The 21,591-nt window shown below is 72.0% G+C and carries 21 protein-coding genes and 1 pseudogene; 8 read left to right on the forward strand and 14 right to left on the reverse strand.

From position 1 onward, the window contains the following. Entirely contained in the window at positions 1-1,254 is a 1,254-nt protein-coding gene (locus tag C8E87_RS33010) for a cupin domain-containing protein (protein WP_133877373.1), read from the forward strand. Here the strand turns inward: C8E87_RS33010 and C8E87_RS33015 are convergent. From C8E87_RS33015 to C8E87_RS33040, 7 genes are all read right to left on the reverse strand, one after another. Further along, complete coding sequence (locus C8E87_RS33015; protein ID WP_133877374.1) at positions 1,247-1,957, reverse strand: hypothetical protein; 711 nt, start codon at positions 1,955-1,957, stop codon at positions 1,247-1,249. The two genes, C8E87_RS33010 and C8E87_RS33015, sit on opposite strands and share 8 nt — an antisense overlap. Continuing rightward, a complete protein-coding gene (locus C8E87_RS33020) occupies positions 1,958-4,588 on the reverse strand; it encodes an FtsK/SpoIIIE domain-containing protein (protein ID WP_133877375.1) in 2,631 nt (876 codons plus the stop codon). Positions 4,589-4,866: 278 nt separating this feature from the next. Then, positions 4,867-5,772, reverse strand: coding sequence for a hypothetical protein (locus C8E87_RS33025; RefSeq protein WP_133877376.1), 906 nt, complete (start codon positions 5,770-5,772; stop codon positions 4,867-4,869). A 4-nt stretch (positions 5,773-5,776) separates the two neighbouring features. Next, positions 5,777-6,037 (reverse strand): hypothetical protein, encoded by a 261-nt coding sequence (locus C8E87_RS33030; protein ID WP_133877377.1) that lies wholly within the window; start codon positions 6,035-6,037, stop codon positions 5,777-5,779. Between the two features lie 269 nt (positions 6,038-6,306). Further along, complete coding sequence (locus tag C8E87_RS33035) at positions 6,307-7,476, reverse strand: MFS transporter (RefSeq protein ID WP_239080151.1); 1,170 nt, start codon at positions 7,474-7,476, stop codon at positions 6,307-6,309. Between the two features lie 409 nt (positions 7,477-7,885). Continuing rightward, the gene (locus C8E87_RS43950; protein ID WP_166661363.1) at positions 7,886-8,053 is read right to left on the reverse strand and encodes a hypothetical protein; all 168 of its coding nucleotides are present in this window, start codon (positions 8,051-8,053) and stop codon (positions 7,886-7,888) included. 9 nt (positions 8,054-8,062) lie between these two features. Continuing rightward, positions 8,063-8,443: a PIN domain-containing protein gene (locus C8E87_RS33040; protein WP_133877378.1), complete on the reverse strand. Its 381-nt coding sequence runs from the start codon at positions 8,441-8,443 to the stop codon at positions 8,063-8,065. Positions 8,444-8,575: 132 nt separating this feature from the next. On the opposite strand from C8E87_RS33040, the gene C8E87_RS33045 reads away from it, so the two are divergent. Then, a complete protein-coding gene (locus tag C8E87_RS33045; protein ID WP_133877379.1) occupies positions 8,576-11,107 on the forward strand; it encodes an ATP-dependent Clp protease ATP-binding subunit in 2,532 nt (843 codons plus the stop codon). Between the two features lie 42 nt (positions 11,108-11,149). Here the strand turns inward: C8E87_RS33045 and C8E87_RS33050 are convergent, their stop codons facing one another. After that, positions 11,150-12,139 carry a LysR family transcriptional regulator gene (locus C8E87_RS33050; RefSeq protein ID WP_133877380.1) on the reverse strand — a complete coding sequence of 330 codons (990 nt, stop codon included), beginning with the start codon at positions 12,137-12,139 and terminating at the stop codon, positions 11,150-11,152. 100 nt (positions 12,140-12,239) lie between these two features. Next, a complete protein-coding gene (locus C8E87_RS33055; protein WP_239080160.1) occupies positions 12,240-12,818 on the reverse strand; it encodes a hemerythrin domain-containing protein in 579 nt (192 codons plus the stop codon). 64 nt (positions 12,819-12,882) lie between these two features. Between C8E87_RS33055 and C8E87_RS33060 the strand changes: the two genes are divergently transcribed. Further along, positions 12,883-14,190 (forward strand): M20/M25/M40 family metallo-hydrolase, encoded by a 1,308-nt coding sequence (locus tag C8E87_RS33060; RefSeq protein WP_133877382.1) that lies wholly within the window; start codon positions 12,883-12,885, stop codon positions 14,188-14,190. A 21-nt stretch (positions 14,191-14,211) separates the two neighbouring features. Then, positions 14,212-14,891, forward strand: a pseudogene (locus C8E87_RS33065) (hypothetical protein). A gap of 36 nt (positions 14,892-14,927) precedes the next feature. Here C8E87_RS33065 and C8E87_RS33070 read toward each other — a convergent pair. Both C8E87_RS33070 and C8E87_RS43955 read right to left on the reverse strand, forming a co-directional pair. After that, entirely contained in the window at positions 14,928-15,119 is a 192-nt protein-coding gene (locus tag C8E87_RS33070; protein ID WP_133877383.1) for a DUF5703 family protein, read from the reverse strand. A gap of 125 nt (positions 15,120-15,244) precedes the next feature. Beyond that, positions 15,245-15,640: a hypothetical protein gene (locus tag C8E87_RS43955; protein ID WP_166661364.1), complete on the reverse strand. Its 396-nt coding sequence runs from the start codon at positions 15,638-15,640 to the stop codon at positions 15,245-15,247. Between the two features lie 40 nt (positions 15,641-15,680). Between C8E87_RS43955 and C8E87_RS33075 the strand changes: the two genes are divergently transcribed. Further along, entirely contained in the window at positions 15,681-16,577 is an 897-nt protein-coding gene (locus tag C8E87_RS33075; protein ID WP_133877384.1) for a helix-turn-helix domain-containing protein, read from the forward strand. Beyond that, positions 16,570-16,779: a DUF397 domain-containing protein gene (locus C8E87_RS33080; protein WP_133877385.1), complete on the forward strand. Its 210-nt coding sequence runs from the start codon at positions 16,570-16,572 to the stop codon at positions 16,777-16,779. The genes C8E87_RS33075 and C8E87_RS33080 overlap by 8 nt, the downstream gene beginning before the upstream one ends. Before the next feature lie 45 nt (positions 16,780-16,824). Here C8E87_RS33080 and C8E87_RS47020 read toward each other — a convergent pair whose 3' ends face one another. Genes C8E87_RS47020 through C8E87_RS33095 form a run of 3 tightly spaced genes read right to left on the reverse strand, consistent with a single transcriptional unit; the run spans position 16,825 to position 19,713 of the window. After that, on the reverse strand, positions 16,825-17,694 hold the full coding sequence (locus C8E87_RS47020; protein WP_239080150.1) for a response regulator: 870 nt from the start codon (positions 17,692-17,694) through the stop codon (positions 16,825-16,827). Further along, positions 17,631-18,716, reverse strand: coding sequence for a sensor histidine kinase (locus C8E87_RS33090; RefSeq protein ID WP_133877386.1), 1,086 nt, complete (start codon positions 18,714-18,716; stop codon positions 17,631-17,633). Before C8E87_RS33090 ends, C8E87_RS47020 begins: the two co-directional genes overlap by 64 nt. Before the next feature lies 1 nt (position 18,717). Next, positions 18,718-19,713 (reverse strand): aldo/keto reductase, encoded by a 996-nt coding sequence (locus tag C8E87_RS33095; RefSeq protein WP_133877387.1) that lies wholly within the window; start codon positions 19,711-19,713, stop codon positions 18,718-18,720. Between the two features lie 130 nt (positions 19,714-19,843). Between C8E87_RS33095 and C8E87_RS33100 the strand changes: the two genes are divergently transcribed. Both C8E87_RS33100 and C8E87_RS33105 read left to right on the forward strand, forming a co-directional pair. Next, entirely contained in the window at positions 19,844-20,896 is a 1,053-nt protein-coding gene (locus C8E87_RS33100) for an LLM class F420-dependent oxidoreductase (protein ID WP_133877388.1), read from the forward strand. After that, on the forward strand, positions 20,896-21,579 hold the full coding sequence (locus C8E87_RS33105) for a histidine phosphatase family protein (protein ID WP_133877389.1): 684 nt from the start codon (positions 20,896-20,898) through the stop codon (positions 21,577-21,579). Before C8E87_RS33100 ends, C8E87_RS33105 begins: the two co-directional genes overlap by 1 nt. Positions 21,580-21,591 lie beyond the last annotated feature (12 nt).

Consider the following 21,591-nt stretch of genomic DNA (forward strand, 5'->3'; position numbering starts at 1 on the left):
ATGACCGGGACCTCGTTCGACGCGCCGGGCGACTCCCGCCCGGCGCTGTCCCGGGCCGTGGCCGTCGAGCCGGGCAAGTTCGCCGCCGCGTACTGGGGGAAGGCCCCGCTTCTCTCCCGCGCCGGTGAGCTGGCCGGGCCGGACGGCTTCGCCGACCTGCTCTCCCCGGACGCCGTCGACGAGCTGCTCAGCCGCCGCGGCCTGCGCACCCCCTTCCTGCGCGTGGCCCAGCAGGGCAAGGTGCTGCCCGCGGCCCGCTTCACCGGCGGCGGCGGGGCCGGGGCCGAGATCGGCGACCAGGTCGTCGACGACCAGGTGATGCGGCTCTACGCGGAGGGCGCCACCCTTGTCCTCCAGGGCCTGCACCGCCTGTGGCCGCCGCTGATCGACTACAGCCGCCGGCTCGGCGCCGAGCTGCGCCGCCCGCTGCAGGTCAACGCGTACCTGACACCACCCGGCAGTCAAGGCTTCAGCACCCACTACGACACCCACGACGTGTTCGTGCTGCAGGTCGACGGCACCAAACGCTGGCGGCTGCACGAGCCGGTGCTGGCCGATCCGCTCGAGAAGCAGGCCTGGGGCGGGCACGCCGACGAGGTGGCCGCGACGGCGCAGGGCGAGCCCGCGATGGACATCGTGCTGTCCCCGGGCGACGCGCTCTATCTGCCCCGCGGCTGGCTGCACTCGGCCGAGGCGCTCGGCCACCGCTCGCTGCACCTGACCATCGGCGTACGGGCCCTCACCCGCTACGCCGTCGTCGAGGAGCTGCTGGCCCTGGCGGCCGGGGACGCGCGCCTGCGGGCCACCCTGCCGTACGGGGTGGACGTCTCCGACCCCGACGCGGTCGAGCCCGAACTGACCGAGACCGTCGAGGCGTTGCGCGACTGGCTCACCGGCGTCGAGCCGGCCGAGGTCGCCGCCCGGCTGCGCGCCCGCGACTGGCCGTCCGCCCGTCCCGAGCCGGTCAGCCCGCTCGCCCAGCTCGACTTCGCCGCCGGGCTCGGCGTGGACGACCATGTCCGCGTGCGCGAGGGGTTGCGCTGGCAGCTCGCCGACGACGGGCCCGAGCACGTGGTGCTGCGGCTGGTCGGGCGCACGATGCGTTTCCCCGCCTCCTGCGCCGCGCCGCTGCGGGTCGTGCTGGCCGGGGAGCCCGTACGGGTGGGTGATCTGCCCCTCGACGACGACGCCGACCGGCTGGTGCTGGCCCGGCGCCTGCTCAACGAGGCCCTGGTCGTACCCGCGCCTAAGTAGTTCGCAGCACCGCCACCAGCACGCCGGCCGTGACCAGGCCGGTGATCAGCACGGTGGCCACCGTCGCGGCGTCCAGTCCGGCGCCGCGACGGTCGGCGACCCGCTTGGCCGCCACCACGGCCAGGACCGGGCAGGCCAGCAGCACCAGCAGAGCCACCACCGGCAGCGCGTCCTTCCACGTGCCGTCGGGCGCGCCGGCGCCGTTCTCGCGCAGCACCTGGTTCCCGATCGCGCCGGCCACGCCGCCCAGGAAGCCGAACACGATGAACAGCACTTTGACGCCGCTGTTGATCGGCCGGGCCGGAGCGGTGTACTTGACCTTCGTCGCCACCTCGTCGAGGTAGTCGCCGGCGTCCCGGTCGGTGCGCTGCCGCGGGATCGAGGCCGGCGGGACCGTACGCCCGTACCGCTCGGCCGTCGGCCCGACCTTGTGCACGTACTCCGACCACAGGTTCGCGGCGCGCGCGTCGACCTCCTCGAGCTCCCGCTGCGCCTGCGCCACCGCTTCCTTGGCCTCGGCGACGGCTGCCTCGGCGCCGCGCACCGCCTCGTCGGCCGCGGCGACCCGGCCGTCGTGCCAGCGCTGGGCCTCGTCCCGCAGGACGGCGGCCTCCTCGTCCAGGGTGGTGAGCCGGCGCAGCACGCTGCGGTAGTCGGCCGTCTCGAAATCGGCCGGCTGGAGCCCACCCTGTGGATGCGTCACTCAGCTCACCCCGTACGGGATAATGACCTCGGCCCCGCGATGCACCGAGCGGTCGAAGTGCAGGGCGCGCCAGGGCCGTGGATACCAGGCCGGAGCCCCCGCGCCCGGATAGAACGGCGCGAGCTCACTGCCGTGCACGTCGAGGGCCACCCAGGCGCCGATCGCGTCGGTTCGCGTCCCCGGACCGCCCAGGGCGTCACGCAGCAGACCCGCGCCACGCCACCAGCCCAGCACGTGGATGCGCCGCTCCGGTCCCTGCCGCAGGATCGTGCGCAGCTGGTCGGCCACGGCCTTGCCGCCGGGCAGCGCGTCGCCGGCGTACACGAGCAGGAAGTGGTGCCGGTCGGCGGGCCAGGACGCCGTCGCCTCGGCCGCCGCGCCCTCCAGTATCCAGTCGGCGTTCTCCAGCTCGTACCACCCGCAGTCGGGCAGCGACTCGCACAGGGCCTTCGCAGCCGGGCGGGCGTCCGGGTCGAGGCAGAGGATCGAGAACCGGGCATCCTCGGGAGCGAACTGCGCGGACAACGACAGCGCGGCCGTGGCCAGCACCGCGCACGCCTCCTCCAGCCGCGTGCCCATCACGGCCAGGTTGCGCCCGGGGGCGCGGCGCAACACCGTACGGGCTGATCGGGCTTGGACGTCGATCGTCTCGCCCAGCAGAACCACGGGGGCGGGCATCGACTCGGCCGGGGCCAGCCGCCGGAAATCCGGGCTGTCGGCCAGCCGCGGCACCACGTCACCGTCGAACAGCCGCGGCGGACCCACATCGGCCGGACGCCGCCGCCACAGCCGGTGCTGCAACGCGTTCCACCGCTCGCGGTCACCGGCGGCCGGCACCCGGACGACCCGGTTGGCCTCCACGGCCCCCGAATCGGCGTTGACCACCGCGTGATAGCGGGGCAGCGACTCGGCCGCCGTGTTCTGCTCGGCCAGCACCCGCCGGGCCCGGGGCAGCGCTATCCGCAGCGAGAACTGCGCGACCAGCGCCGGACGGCCCCACAACGCCTCGATGCCCGACACGTCCTGACTGGCCAGGATCAGGTGAATGCCCTGCGAGCGGCCCCGGCGGGCCAGGTCCTCGAGGAGGTCGACGGCTTCCTTCTCGACCGCGTCGCGCCCCGACAGCAGCACCTGGAACTCGTCGATCACCGCGACGATCCGGGGCCACGAGCCCTCCGGGTCCTCCGCCCGCAGCTCGGCCAGGTTGGTGACCTCGTGCTGCTTGGCCGCGTCGGCCCGGCGGCGCAGCTCGTCGCCGAGGAAACGCAGCAGCGCCAGCCCGAACTCGCGGTCGGTGTTGACGTTCACCCCGACCAGGCGCACGTGCGGCAGCCAGGTCTGGTCACGCCGGCCCGGGGCGAACCGCGCGAACGACACGCCCTCCTTGAAGTCGAGCAGATAGAAGGCCAGCTCGGCGGGGGAGTAGCGGGCGGCCAGCGCGCCCATCCAGGCGTAGATGAGGTTGGTCTTGCCGGTGCCCGACGGCCCGGCGATCAGCGCGTGCGGCGGATAGTCGGCCAAGGTCACCGGCACCGGCACGCCCTGCGGACTGTCCCCGAGCGGCGCGGTCAACCCCGAGGCGGCGCTCTCCTGCCACTCCACCTGCGGCAACAGGCTGTCCAGGGCCACCGGGGCGGGACCGGCGGCGACCGCTTCGGCGATCCGGCGGCACGTCGCGGCCACCACCGCCTGCGGCGGGCCACCATCAAGCCGTACGGGGAGAGCGCCCGCGCTGCTGATCCGCGCGTGGTCGCCCGGGGCTGCCGTGATGAACTCGACGCCGTCCGCGGCCTGCACCGGCATGCCCTGGATGATCAGGTGCACGCCGCAGGCCGCGCCCGTGCGCAACAGCCGCTGCAACTGGGCCTGCTCGGCCCGGCTCAGCTCGCCCGCGCCCAGCAGCACGGCAATCCGCCACGGCTCGGGCCGCCGGTGGGTCGCCGCGTTCAGCTCACGCAGCGACGTGTACTCGCCGGCCAGAACCGTCTCGTTGATCCGCCGCACCTGGTCGGTCAGGTCGTCGAGCAGCGAGCCCAGCCCGCCCGGCCCGACGAAGGTGAGCACGTTGGCCGGTGCGAGGGGGGCGAACCGGGCCAGCCCGCCACCCAGGTGCTCCGGGTCGTACCCGATGATCTGCACCGCTCCCGGCGCGGCCGTGCCCAGCGCGCGCAGCAGCAGCCCGGCCACCACCTCGTCGCCGGCCGCCCGGTCGCCCCGCACCACCACGTGCCCGCGGTCGAGCAGCGGCACCAGGGCCGGCACATCCTCGGGATGCGGGAGCAGCAGCCGGCCCACACGCAGCTCGGCGGCCCGGTCGAGGGGGGTGGCCTGCCAGTCGTCCCACGGGTCACCGGCGGCGCCCGGCGCGGCCCGGTCGGCGGCCTTGGCTGCGGCCCCGGCGTAGGCGGCCAGGTCGTGCCGGTGCTGCTCGTCGATCTCGGCCAGCCGGGCGTCCAGGGCGGCGCCCAGCTTGAGGCGGCGGGCGTCGGCCGCCTCGATCACCCGGCGGCGGCGCTCCACGGCACGGCTGTACTCCCGGCGGGCCGCATCGAGCGCTGTCGCGGCGGCGCCGAGCGCGTGGGACAGCCCGGCCCGGATGCCGATCACCTGCTGCGCGGTCGACTCAGCCATGGCCGCGACCCGCGTTCTTCCCAGTGCCCCGCGGGGGCCGGCTCGCCGGGGCGGGCGTGGTCGGGCTGTTGTGCGCCGGCCGGCTCGCGGGCTCGGGCGCGGTCGGGCTGTTGTGGGCCGGCCGGTTCGTGGGCTCGGGCGTGGTCCGGCTGTTGTGCGCCGGCCGGCTCGCGGGGTCGGGCGCGGTCCGGCTGTTCCGGGCCGGTTGGCTTGCCGGGCCGGGCGTTGCCCGGGTGGTGTTGTGGTCCGGCCGGCTCGGCGGGGTGGGGGCGGTCGGCTCAGCCATTGCGGCGTCCCGTGTTCTGGGTGGTCGTTTGTTCCGGCCGGCGCACCGGGTCGGGCGCCGACGGGTCGAGCGAGGCGGCGTCGCGGCCCAGGCGGGCGAGCAGCACCCCGGTGAGCACCCCCGCGGTGACGGCGCTGTCGGCGGGGTGGGTGGGCGCCTTGGGCTGCTGGGCGACGGGCACCCGGCAGATGCGGTCGATGAGCGTCTCCAGCACGGCCGGGGAGGTGCCCGGGAGCAGTGACTTGACCCGGCCCTCGGCGGCCGAGCGCAGCTTGGGGACGTCGTCGGGGCGGGGCTCGTGCCCGAGCAGGTCGCCGGCCAGGCGGTGCAGCAACGGGGAGCTGACCGCCGACAGGCCCAGGCCGGTGGACGCGTTGACGGCGTGCAGTTCGCGGCCCAGCCGGGCACGGTCGCCCGCACGGACGCCGCCGGCCACCCGGCGGAGGAGCTCGGCGGTGTCACCGGCCCCGCTCCCTTTTTCGGACATTTCCGGATTGTCGGGTGACTCCCCGGTCAGCTGGGTGACCCGCGTCTGCCACCACGGGCCCAGCTGCTCGGTCTGCTCCTGCTCCTGCTGCTCCGGCCGGCGTTCCGGTTTCTCCAGCCCCGCCTTCCAGTCGCGATCGGGCGGCGCCGCGCCCTCGCCGGAGAGGCCGATGCTCGCGAGATAACGGGCGATCGAATCCTGCGCGAGGCGCAGCGCGGCCGCGGCCCGCTCGGCGTGCTCGGTAGCGTTGCCGAGCTGCGGCACGCCCATCGGGTCCTGCGACGTCTCCCGCACCCACGTCAGCAGCTCCGTCGCGCTGCGCAGTTTCTCGAGCGCGACCGTGACCTGACCGGTGGGCAACTCCTCCGAGGTCGCGCGGAGCCGGGCGCCGAGTTCCTGGATCAGAGACATCTCGTCAGAGGGTCGCCGTGTACTGCTGGGCTTGCTCGATGGCGACCAAGGTCGCGCCCAGGCATTCCTCGAGGGACTGGTCGGCCTGCGACAGCTGGGCGTGGGCGGCGCCGACGGCGTCGTTACCGCTGCCGTCGAGCGCGGCGGCCAGGCTCTGCTGAGCCTCGCCGAGCTTCTCGCGGGCCGCCTGTATCGCCTGCTGCCCCTCGGTGACCTGCTGCAGTGCAGCGTCCACAGCCGCTTTCACCTCGGCGACACTGGCCACCCGTGGAGCCCTCCTGCTGTAACCGGAACCCGACCGTCGACCCCAGACTACTGCCCCGTCAGCGGCCTGCCATGGGGGCCGCCCCGGTGGAGCGTCCCTGTTGGACAGCATGTCCAGGGCTGTGATCCGGCGCTGCCGGACGACCTCGATCCAACCTGCGAATGAACAGGAATGAACCCTGAGAGTGGCAGTCCGGCGGCACTCGCGGGAAGCGTACGCCCGCCCTGGGAACGACGACATTCACCCCCGGGCGTGGACCTCGCCACCCGTCAGTGATCACTTGCCGTCGCGGCGGCCATCGCCAAGACTGCCATCACAGCGACCACCGGGGCCAGGGCGAACCCGGCGCGCACCCCCACATCGGTCAGCGGTCCCGCCGCGGCCGCCCCCAGGGCGCTCCCCACGCTGAACGCCGTCATGATCCAGGCGAACGCCTCGACCGCCGTGCCGCTCGGGGCCAGCCGGTCGGCCGCCAGAAAGACCGCCGTCAGCACGGGCGGGAGCATCAGCCCGCTCAGGATCAGCAGCACGGTCATGGCCGTCGTCCCCGGGGCGATCAGCAACGGCAGGTAGCCCACGGCGAACACGGCGGTCAGCACCGGCAGCCGCCGTGGCCCGCCCGGTTTCGCCCGGGTGTAGATCAAGCCGCCGGCCAGCGCGCCTGCGGCCTGGGCGGCCAGCAGCCAGCCGGTCAGGGAACGATCACCCGCGGCCTCGGCGTATCCGGTGAGCACAACCGGGATGCTGCCCACGGCCGCCCCCACGAAGGTGACGCCGCCGACCACCACGGCTAGGCGTCCGGAGCGCAACGGCCCGGCCCAGTGCCGCTGCGTCCGGGTTCCGAGCCACTCCCGTACGGCCGGGGCCCGCACGAACGCGACCACGCCGATCACCTGGGTCGCGGCGGCGGCGTAGAGGCCCGCCGAGGTCCCGCCCACGGCCACGGCTCCGAGGGTGACGAGCGGCCCGCCCACGAAGATGACCTCCTGCACGGCGATGTCCAGCGCGTACGCGGCGTGGACGGTGCCCGGCGGGACCAGGGCGGGCCAGAGCGCACGCAGGCACGCCTCCAGCGGCGGGGTGCCGAGCCCGGCCAGCGCGGCGCCGGCCCCGATGACGAGCGGGCGGCCGGAGCCCGACGCGGCGATCAGGTAGCCGACCGTGGAGAGGGCGGCCGAGCCGTACAGGACGGGTGGTTGCCGCCACCGGTCGACGGCGCGGGCCAGCACGGGGGCGCCGATGGCCATGCCCGCGGTGAAGACGGCGACCAGCGCGCCGGCCAGGGCGAGGCTGACCGTCTCGCGGGCGAAGAGCAGCAGGGCCAGGGGTGACGCGGCCAGAGGGAGGCGGCCGATCTGGCTGCCGGTGAGGACCAGGGGCACGTACGGGTGGCGCAGGACCGCTGTGGCGCCGATGCGCTCGGCGGGGGCTGTGGACATGGTGCGACTCCGTTTTCCGACTGTGCGACAAACGGCAAGCTGCCTGCGGACGACCGGTCCGAGCCCGCCGGACTCGTCCGGGTCGGAGCCCTATGCCCGGCTGGGGCGTTCTGTCCGGCTGGGTGCCCACTGTCCCGATCAAGTGCACTTCGACCGTGCTGAAGCGCCCATTTGGCCTCGCTGAAGCGCCCTCCGCCTCTGTTAAAGTCCCCTCTGCCCCGGGTGGGTGGGGGTTAGGGATGGCGGTACCGGGGGTGTCCGATGCGATCAACGGGCCCGGCATCAGGCGGCTGACGGTCGAAAGGATCTGTCGGGCGGAACGTAGGCATCCCTTGCCGGCGAGACGAAGCCGGCAGGACAGCTTGCGGTGAGAACCGAGGCCGTCAGACGCGGGCCTCGCGGAAGGATGTCAGCCGTGCTGGAGGGCCCACGGGGGCCAGAGCGGCGGGGGCGTCCAGGCCGGCATCACACGCGGCAGGGCGGAAGGCGCGAAGTCGCGGCGCTCGTGGTCGTCGCCGTAGAGGGGCAACGGGGGCGTGGCCCAGCTCGCGAAGCGGGCTTGCGAACGGGCGATCACGGTCACATCTTAACGGCGCGGGACGCTTGTGGGACCCCTCACCTCGGCGCCGTGGGCCGTCACGCGCTCGCGCAGGCCGCGGTCGGCGGTGATCACCACGATGCGCCTGGCGCCGGCCTCCCGGCGTACGAGATCGGCGATCGTGTCGTCGCCCGAGCCGGCCGCCCGGACGACGTCGACGCCGCCCTCGACGGCCGGGACGTCGCGTGCTTGACCCTCCACGACCAGGGAAACCTCCACCGGACCGGGCAGGTCGGACAGCCCGGCGGCGAGCACCGGGACGAGCGCGTCACGCAGCCGGACGGCGGCCGCGGCGCGGTCACGCCACCACCCGTCGGGGACGGAACCGACAACGTTGGCCCCGTCGACGATCACGAGAGGTACGGTCATGAAGTTGAGCGTACCCGAGTCAACTTTCTGCGGGATCCGGGAATGGTTGCGTCGCGCACAGCGCTGATAGGGGGCGTGCGCGGCGGGTGGTTCCGCTCGCACGACGGACTCGAAGCAGAAGAGAGAAGACGTATGAGCATCGGACCGATCGGACCGGCTGGTCCCGGCCAGTGGGACGACTTCTTCGCGCGCTTCTTCGGCGCGGCGGACCCGCGCCGCTCCGCGCGCATCGATATCACCAAGTACATGAGCGGCGACGCGCGCGAGGTGCTCTCCGCCGCGGCCCGCCGTGCGGCCGAGCTCGCCGACCCGGATCGTCCGGTCGCCGACCTGGACACCGACCACCTGCTGTGGGCGGTCCTGCAGCAGGAGCCGATGAAGCAGACCGTACGCCGTGCGGGCGCCGACCCCGAGTCGCTGCTGTCCGCCCTGGGCCGCCCGGCCGGGGTGCGTGAGGAGCTGCCGTCGCAGGTCGCCCTGACCCCGGCCGCCAAGCGTGCGCTGCTCGACAGCCTGCAGATCTCGCGGGCGCTGGGCTCCTCGTACGTGGGTCCCGAGCACATCCTGATGGCGCTGGGCCTCAACCCCGACTCGGCGGCCGGCCGTCTGCTCGCCGGCAAGCTCGACCCGCAGGCGCTGCAGCAGCAGGGCAAGCAGGGCACCCCCGAGCCCACCCCGGGTCGTGGCGGCGCCCCCGGCAACCCGAACACCCCCACCCTGGAGCAGTTCGGGGTGGACCTGACCGAGATGGCCCGTCGCGGCGAGATCGACCCGGTGATCGGCCGGGCCGACGAGATCGAGCAGGCCGTCGAGATCCTTTCCCGGCGCACCAAGAACAACCCGGTGCTGATCGGCGAGGCCGGCGTCGGCAAGACCGCGATCGTCGAGGGCCTGGCCCAGCGGATCGTGGACGGCGACGTGCCGCTGACCCTGGAGAACAAGCGGGTCATGCAGCTCGACCTGGCCGGGCTGGTCGCGGGCACCCGCTACCGCGGCGACTTCGAGGAGCGGCTGCGCAAGGTCATCGACGAGATCCAGAGCGAGGGCGACAACCTGATCGTCTTCCTCGACGAGATCCACACCCTGGTCGGCGCCGGCGGTGGCGGCGACGGCGGTGGCATGGACGCGAGCAACATGCTCAAGCCGGCCCTGGCCCGCGGGCAGCTGCGGGTGGTCGGCGCGACCACGCTCGACGAGTACCGCAAGCACATCGAGAAGGACGCGGCCCTGGCCCGGCGGTTCCAGCCGGTGCTGGTCGGCGAGCCCTCGGTCTCCGACACCGTGGCGATCCTGCGCGGGCTGCGCGACAACTACGAGGCGCACCACCAGGTGCGGATCACCGACGAGGCGCTGGACGCCGCGGCGGAGCTGTCCGACCGCTACATCACCGACCGGTTCCTGCCGGACAAGGCGATCGACCTGATCGACCAGGCCGGCGCGCGCGTGCGGCTGCGGGTGAAGACCCCGGACGCCGGCGTACGGGAGAAGGAGCGCCGCCTCGAGGATCTGTCCCGCGACCGTGACCAGGCCGTGGCGGCGGAGAACTACGAGAAGGCCTCGGCCCTGCGCGACGAGATCAACCAGTTGAAGGCCGAGATCGAGCGGGGCGTGACCGCCGAGGGCGGCGTGCCCCAGGTGACCGAGGCCGACATCGCCGAGGTCGTGTCCCGGGCCACCGGCATCCCGGTCGCGCAGCTCACCGAGGAGGAGCGCGAGCGTCTGCTGCGTCTCGAGGCGCACCTGCACGAGCGGGTGGTCGGCCAGGACGACGCGGTCGAGGCCGTCGCCGAGGCGGTCCGCCGTTCGCGGGCCGGGCTGGGCGACCCGGACAGGCCGGTGGGCAGCTTCCTGTTCCTCGGCCCGACCGGTGTCGGCAAGACCGAGCTGGCCCGTTCGCTGGCCGAGGCGTTGTTCGGCGACTCGGACCGGATGATCCGGCTCGACATGAGCGAGTTCCAGGAGCGGCACACCGTGTCGCGTCTGGTCGGCGCTCCTCCCGGCTACGTCGGCTACGACGAGGCCGGGCAGCTGACCGAGGCGGTTCGCCGCCGCCCGTACAGCGTGGTGCTGCTCGACGAGATCGAGAAGGCCCACCCGGACGTGTTCAACATCCTGCTGCAGGTGCTGGACGACGGGCGCCTGACCGACAGCCAGGGCCGCACGGTGAGCTTCAAGAACACCGTGCTGATCATGACCAGCAACCTGGGCTCCGACCTGATCAACGGCACCCGCCGCAGCGTCGGGTTCGGGACGGCCGGCGGCGCCTCGCCCGACGAGGAGCTGCGGGACAGGCTCGACCGCCGGCTCAAGGAGCAGCTGCGGCCCGAGTTCATCAACCGGATCGATGAGATCATCATCTTCCGGCAGCTGGAGCAGGAGCAGGTCCGCCAGATCACCGAGCTGATGCTCGACGAGACGCGGCGCCGCCTGCACAACCAGGACGTCACCCTGGAGATCACCACCGGGGCCGTCGACTGGCTGGCCGAGAAGGGCTTCCAGCCCGAGTTCGGCGCCCGCCCGCTGCGCCGGGTCATCCAGCGCGAGCTGGACAACCGGCTCTCGACCATGCTGCTGGCGGCCGACCTGGCCCCCGGTCAGACGGTCGAGGTGGACGTGGCCGACGGTGCGCTGACCTTCGCGGCGAAGTCGCCCGCCAAGGTCTGACCGTTCGGTGAAGCAAGGGCCCGGCCTCGTGCCGGGCCCTTGTCATTTCTCCGCGGCGGCGGCGAGGCTTCCCACCACGCCCAGCTGCGGATAGCCGGCCATCCAGTCGACGAAGTCGGGGTTGCGCTCGACGACCTCCTGGTACGCCTCCTGCGCCATCCCCATCAGCTTGGCCGAGCTGTGGGCGGCCTGCGAGTCGGGGTGCCAGCCCAGCACGAGCCGCCACCGCAGCGGGGCTCCGCGCAGCGGCCGCGAGGTCAGCCCGGCCGGCGGGCGGAAGGTGCCCTGGCAGAGGGCGAGCGCCATGCCCGACTCGACCATGTCGATGCACCCGCGGACGTCGCTCTCGAGCATGCGCCGCGGCGTGAACCCGGCACGGGCGCACGCGGCCGCGAAACAGTCGCCGAAGCAGCCGTCGCCGGTGGCCGCCACCCACGACTCCGAGGCCAGCTCGGCCAGGTCGACGTCGACGTCCTTGCTGCCGGGATGGTCCTCGGGCATCAGCGCGCAGATGCCGTCGATGGCGATCGTCTGCCAGACCAGGCCGTAATCGGCCGACGGGAACGCGTCGCCGCACACGCCGACCTGCGCGTAGTCGAGCTTGCCGGCCAGCACCATGTTGGCCAGGTCATCGACGTAGTACGAGGCGTGAGTGGTGATCTGTGCGTCGGGCTGGGCCTGGGCGAGCCGCGACACCATGCCGCCGATGATCGGGCCGCCCAGCGCTCCGATCCGGTAGCGGCTCATCGTGTCGATCCCGGTCGCGCCGGCCAGCCGGGCGGCCTCGTCCTGCAGGCCCTTCATCGCAGGGAGCAGCACCCGGGCACGGGCGAGCACCAGCTCGCCGAGCGCGGTGGGCCGGGCGCCACGACGGTCCCGCTCGAACAACGGGCCGCCCAGGGTGCGTTCGATGCGTTGCAGCTGCGCTGTCAGAGCCGGCTGGGCCAGCCCCAATTGTGAGGCCGCCTTGGTCACGCTGCCTGTCTCTGCGATGGCGCAGACCACCTTGAGATGACGCAGCTCCAGGTTCATAACGTGACGTTAGGACCAAGGTGACTTCGAAGGCTAGACCTATGGACGATCGAAAGATCCCCCGTATGTGACAAATGGGTTAACGAATCCGGTGATTTACCTACAAATCCTTGGCGTAGGTGGTTCGACCGGTGACGACGTCGCGCAGTTTGTCCACGACGGCGACGGCCGGGTCCACCACCTTGTTCCACGGCGGCGTCGACGGCGTGCCGGGGTGCGGACGGGTCGGCGCGGCCTCCTCGGCGGTCTCGAACCGGTTGCCCACCCGGATCAGGTCCTCGATCGGCACCATCTGCGACAGGACGGGCAGCAGCTCCTCGGCGTCGGCGTCCACATGGCGGCGTACGGCGTCCGCAACGTCCTTGATCTTGGAGGCCGACAACTCCTTCTGCAAATGCTGCAGAGTGATCAGCAACTGGCGGTCCTCGGCCAGCTCACGGTCGGCCAGCTCGTCGCCGCCCGGCACAGTGCGGCGAACGGCGGGGTAAAGGTACTGCTCCTCGGCGCTCAGGTGCCGGGACAGCTCGGCGATCACGACGCCGGCCAGGCGCTTGTCGTCGGGCGCGGCGATCAGCCGGTCACACAGCTCGAGCAGCTCACGGTGCTCGGCGGTGACCACGTCGACGACGTTGCGCCCGGTGGTCTCGCCGCCCAGCGGCGGCAGCGGGGGGAGATTCAAGGAAGACACGGCCGGGGCTTTACCCCAGGCGGTCACTGTCACAAACCCCTGGTAAGAAGGGCGGATGGAGACCACCGGAGCCGACGAGGTCGTAGGCATCTGCCGCGACCTGCTGCGCATCGACACCACCAACACCGGCGACCCGCGTACGACGGCCGGTGAGCGCGTCGCCGCCGAGTACGTCGCGGCCAAGCTGGGCGAGGCGGGCATCGAGGTCGAGCTGCGCGAGTCCGCCCCCAAGCGGGCCAACCTGGTCGCCCGCATCCCCGGCGCCGACCGCAGCCGCGGGGCGCTGCTCGTGCACGGCCACCTCGACGTCGTCCCGGCCGACCCGCGCGAGTGGTCCGTCGACCCCTTCTCGGGCGAGGAGAAAGACGGCTACCTGTGGGGCCGCGGCGCGATCGACATGAAGGACTTCGACGCGATGATGCTCGCCGTGGTCCGCGACTGGGCCCGTACGGGGTATGTGCCGCCGCGTGACATCGTGCTGGCCTACACGGCCGACGAGGAAGCCGGCATGGAATACGGCTCGCAGTGGCTGGCGCAGAACCACCGCGACCTGTTCGACGGGTGCACCGAGGCGATCGGCGAGGTCGGCGGGTATTCGTACACGGTCAACGACGACCTGCGGCTCTATCTGGTGCAGACCGCCGAGAAGGGGCTGGACTGGCTGCGCGTGCACGCCACCGGCCGCCCCGGGCACGGCTCCTTCATCCACGACGACAACGCGGTCACCACCCTGGCCGAGGCAGTCGCCCGGGTCGGGCGGCACAGGTTCCCGACGGTTGTCACCCCGACCGTACGCGCGTTCCTCGAGCAGGTCGGCGACGCGCTGCAGATCGACATCGACCCCGAGAACCCCGAGGTGGCGATCGCCAAACTCGGCCCGATCGCCAACCTGATCGGCGCCACCATCCGCAACACCGCCAACCCCACCCGCCTCGAGGCCGGCTACAAGGACAACGTCATCCCCGGCCGGGCGTCGGCGACCATCGACTGCCGCACCCTGCCGGGCGAGGCCGACCGGTTCCTGGCCGAGCTGCGCGAGCTGATCGGGCCCGACGTCGAGATCGAGCACGTGCACCAGCAGCCGGCCGTCGAGACCGAGTTCGGCGGCGAGCTCGTCGAGGCGATGGGGGCGGCGCTGCGCGCGGAGGATCCGGGGGCGCGTACTGTGCCGTACCTGATGTCCGGGGGCACCGACGCGAAGGCCTTCTCGACGCTCGGCATCCGCTGCTTCGGGTTCGCCCCGCTGCGGCTGCCCGCCGACCTGAACTTCGCGTCCCTGTTCCACGGCATCGACGAGCGCGTCCCGGTGGAGGGACTAAAGTTCGGCGTGCGTGTGCTCGACCGTCTGCTCCGGAACAGCTGACCTGCGGAAGGATCCAAACCGATGACCGACCAGAACGCGGAACTCGATGCCGCCCTTGAGCGAGTGATCGAGGCCTCCCGGGCGCATCTCGCGGCGGTCAAGGCGGCCGAGGGCCGTGTCGACGACGACGGCGTGTGGCAGGCGTACGTCGACCTGAACAACGCTTCTTTCGCCTACGACGAGAAGCTGCTCGACGCGTACGGGGAAGTGACGCCGTGGGACGTCGAATCGATCGACCCGGACGAGGCCGACCAGCGGTTCGGCCTGGGTGTCAACGGCTTCGAGGCGGGCGACTCGACGGACCCGTACCCGCAGGTGCTCTCCGTGCGGCAGCGGCGCGACTACCGCGTGCCCAGCGTGTCGGCCCTGCTGCGCCGCGCCGAGGACGCACGCCGGCAGTCCGTCCCGAGGACGAGGACGCCGGCCCGGTCGAGAGCGTCGGCGAGGCCGTGCTGGAGCTGCTGCAGGCCGGCGACGGGTCGCTCTCGTCGCTCGACGTGCCCGAGCTGGAGCCGCTCGACGGCCTGCTGACCGTCAGCGAGATCACCACGCCGCTCGACCTCGACGAGTTCGAGGACTCCGACGGCGACGGCCCGTTCGCCCCCAGGGAGGGTGACCTGCTGGTCGGCCGCCTCGACGAGCACCCGTTCCTGCCGGACGAGGACTCCGACGAACACGACCACGCCGGTCACCAGCACTGACGCACTGAGAGGGCCCGTCCAGCCGGACGGGCCCTCTCAGTAACTCAGCCCCGGCTGCGGGCCCGGCTGAATACGGCGGCGGAGCATCACCTTGCGGCTGCCGTCGGCGAAAAGCTGGACCCGGGCCAGCTCCCACCCCGAGAACTCCGCCTGAATGGCAAGCTGCGCCGCCGCGGTCAACCGATCGACATTCGAGGGCAACCGCAGCGGCGCGTATTCGTAGTCCATGCCAGCTAGAGTGCACTCCTTACGCGGCCGTCGACAAGCACTGACCAGCGCGTATCCCGGCGCGTGAGCCTCTGAGCTGGTCAGCCTTCAGACCTGCGGCGGCGATCACAGCGCGCCCTCGTCGGCTACCGACGTCTCCACCACGGCCCGGCGATCGCGACCCTGAGCGCATCCTCAAGGTCATCCGGATGGATGTCCAGGACGATGGCGTCGCGCTCGGTGTCGTAATCGGTGCGGATCAGGTCTACGTCGATGCCTCCGAGCCGTACGCGGACATCTGAGTTGTGCGGCTGAACCTCCAGCGCTCTTACGAGATCATCCCTTTGCACGCTGCCACCCCCTTCGAAGTTGAGGGGCATGACGGCCGCCAGGGGAGATCCAAACGGCCGCCACGCCGTAGGAACAGGCTGTCCGGCTCCCTGTCGCCGTGCAATATTGCGCCAGGGCGAATCCACCGTGGACCCCTTGCTCGGGGAAAGTTCCTGCGGAAGGCTTCCATGAGGGTGGATCAGCCGTTCCACGACGCGTGCAGTACCGGGTCAAGACGGAAGGGGACGTCGAATGGGGGAGCCCGAGCCGAACAGCACGGTTCCGAGACGTCAGCTCGGCCGATTCCTCAGGCAGCAACGGGAGAAGGCTGGGGTCACGGTCAAAGCCGCTTCCGATCATCTCGAGTGCTCGACGCAGAAGCTCTGGCGGATCGAGAAGGGCGCTGTACCCGTCCGCGGCGCCGATGTGCGGACCCTCTGCCTGTTCTACCAAACCCCGAACGAGATCACGGAAGCGTTGATCGGGCTGGCCAAGGAGACGCGCGCCAAAGGATGGTGGGCCGCCCACGGCGATGCTGTCCCGGATTGGTTCGATCTGTACATCGGTCTCGAGTCCGCGGCCTCCCACATCCGCAAGTACGAGCCGACGATCATTCCCGGTCTGCTCCAGGCTCACGCTTACATGGAGGCTGTCCTCCGAGCCGATGGCCCGGATCTTACTGACACCGAGCTCGAGAGCCGGATCAAGATCCGTCAGGAGCGCCAAGGCCTGCTGTCACGCCACTTTCCGGCCCCTCCCCGCCTGGAAGTGGTTGTTGCCGAGTCGGCATTGCACGCCCGGATCGACATTCCTGGCGCCATGCAGCAACAACTCTTCCACCTCTTGAAGGCCAATGAGCAACCACACATCTCCGTGCGGGTGTTGCCGACCTCGGCCGGGCCGCATCGGGCTTCCGTGTCCGGGGCGTTCTCGATTCTGGAATTCCCGTCCATGAACGGGGAGGTCGGGGAGCCTCCTACGGTCTACTCGGAAAGCCTCACCGGAGCGCTCTATCTGGACCGTCCACGAGAGCTCGCCGTGTACGAGCAGGCCTGGAACGCGCTGGTCGCGCTGGCCCTGCCAGAGGGAGACTCAGACGACATGATCAAGAAGATCATGACGACAGGGGAGATGAGCAGTCGTGAGTAGTCGCGATCTGTCCAGCGCTGTCTGGCGCAAGAGCACACGCAGCGGAAGCAATGGGGGTGACTGCGTCGAAGTCGCCACGAATCTTTCTGATGTTGTTCCCGTGCGGGACACCAAGGACAGAGACGGCGGGACTCTGATGTTCACGCCGCAGGCCTGGGCGGAGTTCATTGCCGGTGTGAAGGTCGGCGAATTCGACATCTGACCGCGTCAAGGTCCCGGCTGCATCATGCCGCCGGGACCTTGTGCTTCAGCTGATGCCGCCGGGACCTTGCGCTTCAGCGGACATTGGCCTGGAGTCCGGCGTGCCGCGGCCGGACGTGGGGCTGCGGCGCAGGTGGTAGGCGAGCGTGGCGGCGGCCAGGGCCACGGACCACACCGGCCAGGTCAGCATGGGGGCCACGGCTGCTGTGTCGGTGGTGAGCTTGTCCCAGAAGATGGGGTCGGTGAGGAAGCCGACCGACGCTGACATGACGAAGATGGCTACCAAGGTCGCCGGGACGGTGGCCAGGCGGATCGGGACCTTGCGGCCGGCCAGGGCGGGCACCCAGCGGGGGAAGACCTCGCCCCAGCGCTGCACCAGACCCAGCGTGAGGATGGCGCCGACCACCGCGAAGGTGGCGAGGCCCACGCCCGCCCAGGCGGCGCCGGTGTCGTGCAGGTCGTCGACTGCCTCGGCGGGCAGGCCGAGCGGGATGCCGAGGGCCCAGGCGAAACGGGTCAAGGCGTAGAGCACGGGGATGGCGGCGGCCACGTACGTCGCCCGGCGGCCCCAGGTGGCGGCCGACTCGGGGGACGTCCAGCGGGCGCGACGTGTGCCGGTGACGGCGAAGCGCCCGCGTAGGGCGGCGCGGGCCACCATCCGCACCGCCTCGGCGATCCGTTCGGGGCGGGCCCGTTTGAGCAGGAAGCCGCTCGCCCCGGCGGCCAAGGCCTCGTACACGTACTCGTCGTTCTCGAAAGTCGTCAGCACGAGCACCCGCGGCGGGTCTGCGAGGTGTTCCAGCAGCAGGCGGGTGGCCTGGATGCCGTCGATGCGGGGCATGCGCACGTCCATCAGCACCACGTCGGGCCGGCAACCGGTGGCCGAGGGCACGACCTGGTCGCCGTCCGTGGCCACTCCCCGACGGCGTTGGCGACCTCCACGACCAGGTCGTCCGGGGCGGTGATCCGCAGCGTGACCCGGCCCGACCCGTGCTTAGCGGCGTTGGTCAGGCACTCCTGCACGATCCGGTACGCCTCGCGGGAGATGGGCGCGGGCACGTCCACGTCGTCCACCTCGGCGTCGACCTCGCCGGTGAGCAGCCGTCCCACATCGGCCAGCGTCGGCCCGGACGCGTCGTCGCGCAGCAGCCCGAGCACGGCGTCCAGCTCCTCCAACGCCGTACGGCCGAGGTCTTCGATCGACCCCAGAGCGCGCCGGGCGAAGGCCGGGTCGCTGTCGAACACCGTACGGGCCGCTCCTGCCTGCAGGGTCACCGCGGTCAAGGCGTGACCGACCGAGTCGTGCAGTTCGCGGGCCAGCCGGTTGCGTTCGGCCAGTTGCCGCTCGCGGGCCTCGAGCGCGGCCACCCGCTCGGCCGCCGACGGGCCGAGCAGCACCGGCGCCATGGTCGCGGCGAGCGAACCGAGCCCGGCCGTCATGCAGACCGAGACGACCAGCAGCACCACCCCCACCGCTGTCCAGCCCCAGCGGTTGTCGGACCGCAGCGGGCCGATGTCGGTGCCGGCCAGCGCGCCGTTGGTCAGGCCGAGCCGTTCGACGAACGCCAGCAGGGCCAACGGGACCGCGATCATCAGCAGCAGGGCCACCACACCACCGCCGAGCAGGTGCAGCCCGAACCACAGGGCCGAACGAAGCCGGGCCTCGCGGGTCAGGGGGTGGTCGCGGTCGTGCGCGGGCAGGTCGGCGCCGAGCAGGGCCCGGGCGGCGGTGATCTCCAGTTCGCGGGTGCCGCCCAGGAACGGCGGGATCGCCGCCACGACCAGCGCGACGGCCCCGGCCGAGAAGGCGCCGGCCACGTTCTCCCCGCTCGCCTGGTAGGCCTGCGCCAGGAGCACGGCGACCAGGGTGTACGGGAGAAGGACGACCGCCCCCAGCAGCAGGAAGACCCCGCGGCGGTAGGTGGTCGCGCGGAACAACTCAGCCCTCGCCGTCCGGGTAACCGACCCCTTCGCGCTCGGGGTAGCCCACGTCGATCGCGGACACGTCGTCGAGCGCGCCCGCGATCTCGGCCGGCAGGGTCAGTTCCTCGCTCAGCAACGCGCCCTGCAACTGCGCGGCCGTACGCGCGCCGAGGATGGGAGCGGCCACACCGGGGCGGTCACGGATCCAGGCCAGCGCGACCTCGACGGGCGAGACGCCGAGCCCGGAGGCCGCGGTGACGACCGCCTGCACGATGCTGGAGCTGCGCGGCTCGAGATAGGTCTGCACGAACGGGGCGAGATGCTCGGTGGCGGCGCGCGAGTCGAGCGGGCGGCCGTTGCGGTACTTGCCGGTGAGCACACCCCGGCCCAGCGGCGACCAGGCCAGCACGCCGAGGCCCAGGGCCTGCGCGGCGGGCAGCAGCTCGCGTTCGATGCCGCGTTCGAGCAGGGAGTACTCCATCTGGGCGGCGACGATCGGGGCGCGCCCGGGATAGGCCGACTGCCACGTGGCGGCGCGGGCGGTCTGCCACGCCGCGAAGTTGGAGACGCCGACATACCGTACGCGGCCGCTTGTCACCGCATGGTCGAGCGCGCCCAGCGTCTCTTCCAGTGGGGTCATCGGGTCGTTGCCGTGCACCTGCCACAGGTCGACGTAGTCGGTGCCGAGCCGGTGGAGCGAGGCGTCGAGCGAGCGCAGCAGGTTGCCGCGGGAGCCGTCGCGGCGGCGGTAACCGCGCGGGGTGAGCCCGGCCTTGGTCGCGATCACCACCTCGTCGCGCGGCACCAGGTGGTCGAGCAGCGAGCCGATCACCGACTCGGCGTCGCCGTCGCCGTAGACGTCGGCCGTGTCGAGCAGGGTGCCGCCGGCCTCGAGAAAGAGCTTGAGCTGCGCGGCCGCGTCGTCCGGGTCGGTGTCGCGGCCCCAGGTCATGGTGCCGAGCGCGAGCCGGGAGACCGCCAGCCCGCTTCGGCCGAGCGGTCGTTGCAGCATGAGTGAACCTTATTCAGCAACGCTCAACAGCGAAATGCCGCTGCCCACGTCAACCCCGTCGGTTACCTGACCGAGATCGCGGAAAGCGGGTCAGTAGGCTGCGGGGGACGGCGTACCTGGGAGGCAGATCGTGCGGCTCGGACTCAACCTCGGCTATCAGGCGGCGTGGACCACGCCCGCGGACCACTTGGCGATGGCCCAGGAGGCGGATCGGCTCGGTTACGCCGTCGTGTGGTCGGCCGAGGCGTACGGGTCGGACACGGTCAGCATGCTGGCCTGGATCGCCGGGCAGACGTCTCAGATCGACCTCGGCGCCGCGGTGATGCAGATCCCCGCCCGCACCCCCGCGATGACAGCCATGACCGCGGCCACGATCGACGCGCTGTCCGGCGGCCGGTTCCGGCTGGGCCTGGGCGTCTCGGGTCCTCAGGTCTCCGAGGGGTGGCACGGCGTGCGCTTCGCCAAACCCCTTTCCCGTACGCGGGAGTACGTCGAGATCGTGAAGATGGCGATCGCCCGGCAGCCCGTGTCGTATCAGGGCGAACATCACACGCTGCCGTTGCCCGGGGGCCCCGGCAAGGCGTTGCGGCTCGGCTTCCACCCGCCGCGCGAGGCCGTCCCGATCTACCTGGCCGCCGTCGGCCCCAAGAACCTGGAGCTCGCCGGCGAGATCGCCGACGGGTGGCTCGCCATCTTCTTCGCGCCCGACGCCGCGGGGGAGTACCTGCAGCACATCGAGCGGGGCCGGGCCAAGAAGGGGCTGGGGCTGACCGGTTTCGACGTGGCGCCCAGCGTGCCGGTCGTGGTGGGCGACAACGTGGCCTGGTGCGCCGACGTCATCCGGCCCTACGCGGCGCTCTACGTCGGCGGCATGGGCAGCCGTGAGCAGAACTTCTACAACCAACTGGCCGTGCGCATGGGTTACGCCGACGCCGCGGCCAAGGTGCAGGACCTCTACCTCAGCGGGCAGAAGGCGGAGGCGGCCGAGGCCGTGCCGCAGGAGTTCATCGAGCGGACCTCGATCCTCGGCAACAAGATCCAGATCAAGGAGCGGATCAAGCAGTACGCGGCGGCGGGTGCCGGCACGCTGTCGATCAGCCCGTACGTCGGCGACCTGAAGAGCGGCCTCGACACCCTGCGGATCGTCGCCGAGGCGTTCGAAGAGTCCGGCGTGGCCGAGTAGTGGCCACCGTCCTGCTGCTCCGGCACGGGCGTACGACGGCCAACGCCACCGGCGAGCTGGCCGGCCGGCGTCCCGTGGAGCTGGACGACACCGGCCGGGCCCAGGCGGCGCGGGCCGGTGAGCGACTGCGCCCGTTGCCGCTGGCCGCGGTGGTGACCAGCCCGCTGATCCGCTGCCGCACGACAGTCGACCTGGCGCTGCCCGGCTGCGAACCGGTGATCGACGAGGGCCTGACCGAGTGCGGGTACGGCGACTGGGAGGGCCGCCCGCTCAAGGAACTGGCCAAGGAGCCGCTCTGGCCGGTCGTGCAGCAGCACCCCAGCGCCGCCGTCTTCCCGAACGGCGAGGCGATGGCCGCGATGTCGGCGCGTGCGGTCGCCACCATCCGGCGCTGGGACGAGCAGATCACGGCCTCGCACGGGCCCGACGCGCTCTGGCTGGCCTGCAGCCACGGCGATGTGATCAAGGCCATCGTGGCCGACGCGATGGGCCTGCACCTCGACCAGTTCCAGCGCATCGTGGCCGACCCGGCCTCGATCAGCGTGATTCGATACACGCCGGCCAGGCCCTTCCTCGTCCGGTTGAACGACACGTCCGACCTCGCGTCGCTGATCCCGCCGCCGTCGCAGGACGGCGCCCGGTCCGACGCGGCAGTGGGCGGGGGCGCCGGCGGCGGGGTCTGAGTGCTCTGTGTG

This window comes from Paractinoplanes brasiliensis, from assembly GCF_004362215.1.
Taxonomy (GTDB): domain Bacteria; phylum Actinomycetota; class Actinomycetes; order Mycobacteriales; family Micromonosporaceae; genus Actinoplanes; species Actinoplanes brasiliensis.